This is a genomic window from Kitasatospora nipponensis (assembly GCF_039528135.1).
GTDB classification, from domain to species: Bacteria; Actinomycetota; Actinomycetes; order Streptomycetales; family Streptomycetaceae; genus Kitasatospora; species Kitasatospora nipponensis.
The window spans coordinates 1-4,395 of record NZ_BAAALF010000335.1; the positions used below are offsets into that span (position 1 = coordinate 1).

At 76.2% G+C, this 4,395-nt stretch carries 4 protein-coding genes and 1 pseudogene; 3 read left to right on the plus strand and 2 right to left on the minus strand.

The features are described 5' to 3' along the window. Positions 1-783: pseudogene (locus ABD323_RS39580) on the minus strand (hypothetical protein); the annotation flags it as partial. Positions 784-1,050: 267 nt separating this feature from the next. Between ABD323_RS39580 and ABD323_RS39585 the strand changes: the two are divergent. Further along, positions 1,051-1,329, plus strand: coding sequence for a hypothetical protein (locus ABD323_RS39585; RefSeq protein WP_344446954.1), 279 nt, complete (start codon positions 1,051-1,053; stop codon positions 1,327-1,329). Between the two features lie 55 nt (positions 1,330-1,384). Here the strand turns inward: ABD323_RS39585 and ABD323_RS39590 are convergent, their stop codons facing one another. Beyond that, entirely contained in the window at positions 1,385-2,449 is a 1,065-nt protein-coding gene (locus ABD323_RS39590; RefSeq protein ID WP_344446955.1) for a hypothetical protein, read from the minus strand. 122 nt (positions 2,450-2,571) lie between these two features. On the opposite strand from ABD323_RS39590, the gene ABD323_RS39595 reads away from it, so the two are divergent. Both ABD323_RS39595 and ABD323_RS39600 read left to right on the plus strand, forming a co-directional pair. After that, positions 2,572-3,606 (plus strand): S66 peptidase family protein, encoded by a 1,035-nt coding sequence (locus ABD323_RS39595; RefSeq protein ID WP_344446956.1) that lies wholly within the window; start codon positions 2,572-2,574, stop codon positions 3,604-3,606. Positions 3,607-3,637: 31 nt separating this feature from the next. After that, positions 3,638-4,345, plus strand: coding sequence for a nucleoside/nucleotide kinase family protein (locus tag ABD323_RS39600; protein WP_344446958.1), 708 nt, complete (start codon positions 3,638-3,640; stop codon positions 4,343-4,345). Positions 4,346-4,395: the final 50 nt, after the last annotated feature.

The window sequence follows — 4,395 nt, forward strand, 5'->3', positions numbered from 1 at the left end:
CACCGCCGCCGCGGGCGCCATCGGCGCGATGCCGGGCTGACCGGGCGCTGCCCCCATCGGTGCCGCGCCGGCCTGCGGGGTGCCGGGCGCCGACGCGTCCAGCGGCGCGGCCGCGGGCTGCGGAGGTGCGGGGTGACCGGGGAAGGGGGGCGTGGCCGGTTCGGTCCGGATCGCGCGTGCCGACCGGCGGACCGGTGCGGGCCGGCGGATCCGCGGCCGCGGCCGACCGCTCGAAGCCACCCAGCCGACCTGGTCGCCGCCCTCCTCGTCCGGGTCACCGGCCGGGCCGGCGCCCGTGGGGAGCGACTCCGCCGAGCGGTCCCGCGGCGCGGGCACCGTACCGGTCGGGTCGCCGCCGGCGCTGGTCCGCGCCCGGCCGCCGGACCCCCGGGCCGGTCGTGCCGCGGTCGGGTCGGCGCCGGCCAGCCGCAGCAGTTCCTCGACCTCCGCGACCGACTGGTGGCTGGCGGTGGCCAGGTCGTTCAGCTCGGCGCCGCGCTCGTAGGCCGAGCGCAGCCGCTGCGCCAGGCCGGTCCGCAGGTTGGCGGTGGTGGCGGCCCCCGCGTCCGCACCACCCGCCACCCGCGGACCGGCCTCGCGCAGGGGCTGCGCTCCGGACGGCTCCGGGTGGTCGGCCTCGTCGGCGTCCGCGGATCCGCTCTCGGCCTCTCCGGTGGACCGGTCAGTGGTGCCGGTTGGTGGACAGACCTTGGGCAGCTCGGTGGCCGGGGGACCGGCCGGGGGTTGTTGCGGTGTGTCCATAGGTATGAACGACGAGCTCATCGGTGAGGTCCTCCGGAGTACATTCCGCCCGATCCTGCCGTACCCGCCGGGGAACGTCCATGGGAACCCTTGGCGATTCGCGCGCGATCGGTCCACATCCGGTCGGCAGAACATTCGCGAGGATGACAGGAATCTGTCAAATTGTCAGCAGGTGCCAGGCCCTGACGGCTCGTCGGCCGGTGGGAACCGGTTGGACAACGGTCACGTCACAGTTGGGCGCGGCAGCAGAAGCGGCGCCCGACGCCGGACCCGAGGGGGATCTCGACCATGACGATCACGACAGTCGCACCGGAGGTCACACCGTCGTTCGCGGCGCCCGGGCCGGCCATCGGCGTCGACGACGTCCGGCAGGTCCCCCCGCCGCCGGTCGGTCCGGCCGAGGCGGTCGAGCCCGCGGAGCCGGGCGCAGAGGCGTCGGGCCGGCGCCGCAAGACCCTCTGGCTGGCGCTGCTGCTCGTCGCCGGGCTGGGGACGGTGGCCCTGATCGTGGTGCTCGGCACCGGCGTCGCCGCCAACGCCGTGGGTGGGTGCGGCGGGGCGCCCTGAGCGGATCCCGGCCCGCAGGGCCGGAGGTGCTCCGCCCGGCGGGTGACCGCGGGGCTCAGTCGCCCCGGCCACCGGCCGGCACCGGCGTCCCCGCCGTGGGATCACCGGGCCGGCCGGTCGGCTGCGACGGCCGCGGGTGCGGCACCAGGTACGGCAGCCGGTCGGCGAGGAAGGCCCGCGGGAAGGCGTCCCGCAGTCGCCACAGACCGGCGTCCACCACGAAGTGCGCCGCCACCAGGCCCAGGTACCCGCCGTACAGGGCCCGCCCACCCGGCGCGGAGGCGCCGTGCAGGTGCGAGGCCAGATTGAGGCCGGTGCCGAGCAGCAGCGCGATGTTCAGCAGCAGGGCCAGGCTCAGCAGCCGGTCCAGTCCGGCCCGCCGCCCGCCCGCTGCCACCAGGCCCATGATCACCAGGTACTGGTAGCCGTGCGCGGCCGTCAGGCCGGCGACGGCCGCGTAGGGCGAGTCGAAGCAGAAGGCGGGCAGGAAGAAGAGCAGACAGAGCAGCTGGACCAGGACGAACGGGACCGGTCGTCGCCCGCGCGGGCGACGGACCAGGAGCGCCAGACCGGCCAGTACGCAGAGCCCGTACCCGGCGGCGGCGAACGGGCGCAGCGGCTCCAGCCGCGGGTCGACCCCCAGCTGCAGCAGCCCGGGGCGCGCCAGCAGGCCCACGATCCCGGCCAGGCCGGCGCCGGTCACCGCCCGCCGTTCGGACCGGCTCAGGCCGCCCGCGCCGTAGGAGGTGGCAGCCAGCGCGGCCAGCCCGAGGTTCTGCTTCTGGAAGTGGAAGAACTGCCAGGCGAGGAAACCGGGCAGGACCCAACCGAAGGCCGCGGCGGGCAGCGCGGCCGCGAGCAGCGCCGAGCCGGCCACCAGGACGGCGGGTGCCACCAGGTACCGCCCGGGGGAGGCCAGCATGTGCCGGCGCACCGCGCCCACCGTCCAGAACCAGGCCGTGCTCGCCACGTGCACCGAGGTCCCGAGGAAGAGGAGCGTGCCGAGGGCGGCGGCCGGCGGGTGGCCGGCCGCCGGGGCGAAGGCGATCGTGACGGCGTAGCAGGCCAGCGTCAGCAGCACCGTGCCGTACAGCCAACTGCCCCGGAGCACCGGGGACATGGTCGAACCGGACACGCGGCCCCCTGATCGCTCCGGCCGGATCCGCCGCCCCTGGACAGGCCATCGACCGGCTGCTGACGGGCAAGAATAACCTCGAATCCCGCTACCTCCGGAGGACGGACATGGCCACACTCCCCCCTGCCGACCCCGTGGCGACCGCCCCCGTCGCGACCGGCCCCGCAGTCACCACCGCGGCCGTGAACACCACCGCCGTCACCACCACCGCACCGGCCACCGGCCTGGTCCGACCCCGCCGACTGGTCCCGGGTGACCGCGTCGCCCTGGTCGCCCCCAGCGGCACGATCGACCAGGAGCGTCTCGAGGCGGGCTGCGCGATCCTCCGCTCCTGGGGGCTGGTGCCCGAGGTCGGCGCCCACGTCCTGGACCGGCACCCGCGGCTGGGCCACTTCGCGGGCGCCGACGAGGACCGGGCCGCCGACTTCCGGCGCGCCTGGCTCGACCCCGGCATCGCCGCCGTCCTCTGCGCACGGGGCGGCTACGGCGCCCAGCGGGTCAGCGACCTGGTCGACTGGGCGGAACTGCGGGCCGTACCGCCCAAGGTGCTGATCGGCTTCAGCGACGTCACCGCGCTGCACGAGCAGGTCGCCCAGCGCCTGGGCCTCGCCTCGCTCCACGGGCCGATGGGCGCCGGCGTCTCCTTCGTCGGCGACGCGCCGACCGCCGAGCACCTGCGCCGCACGCTCTTCGAGCCCGACGCGGTCCGCACCCTGACCGGCCCCGCCGCCGGCCCGCTGGTCCCCGGCCGGGCCCGGGGCGTCACGGCGGGCGGCTGCGCCTCGGTCCTGGTCGCGGAGCGCGGGACACCCGGCGCCCGCCCCTCCTTCGACGGCGCGATCCTGATCCTGGAGGACGTCAACGAGCAGCCGTACCAGCTCGACCGCATCCTCACCCAGCTGATCCGCACCGGCGCGTTCGACGGGGTGCGGGGTGTGGCGCTCGGCTCCTGGGAGGGCTGCGGCCGGCCCGAGCGGATCCGCGACGTGATGCTGGAGCGCCTCACCCCGCTGGGCGTCCCCGTCCTGTGGGAGCTCGGTTTCGGCCACTGCCCCTCCACCCTCACCGTCCCGCTGGGCCTGCCCGCCGTCCTCGACGCGGACGCCGGCACGCTCACCCTCGACCTGCCGGCCCTGGCCTGAGGCGGACCGACGGATGAGTAGGGTGCGGCGGATGAGGACGCCCGAGGAGACCAGCCCGACCCCCAGCCAGCCGGCCCAGCTGGCGGCGGACCTGCTCGCCACCCTGCGCACGGCCCGGCCCGGTGGCCGGCTGCTGCTCGGCCTGGTCGGCCCGCCCGGCGCCGGCAAGTCGGTCCTGGCGCGCTACCTGGTCGGCGAGGTGGAGCGGGCCGAGGGCCCGGGCAGTGCCGCCTACGTCCCGATGGACGGGTTCCACCTCTCCAACGCCCAGCTCGACCGGCTGGGCCTGCGGGACCGCAAGGGCGCGCCGGCGAGCTTCGACGCCTTCGGGTACGCGGCGCTGCTCGCCCGCCTCGCCGCCGACCGGTTCCACGACATCTACGTCCCCGACTTCGACCGCGACCTCGACGAGCCGGTCGCCGCCCGCCACCTGGTCGGCCCGAACGCCAGGCTCGTCGTGACGGAGGGGAACTACCTCGCCGCGGACGCCCCCGGCTGGTCGCAGGCCCGCGAGCTGCTTCGCGAGCTCTGGTACCTGGAGGTCGACGACGCCGTACGGGACGCCCGTCTGCTGCGCCGGCACCGGGGGCACGGGCGCACTCCCGAGGCGGCCCGGGCCTGGATCGACTCGAACGACCAGCCGAACGGTGCGTACGTGGAGCTGAGCCGCAGCAGGTGCACGCGGGTCCTGCGGGTCGCCGAGTTGCCCCTGCCCGCCGTCGGGAGTAGTGTTCCCTAGTCGCTCGGCTGGGAGCACCGGACACGCATCTGCGCGGACGGTCCCGGGGC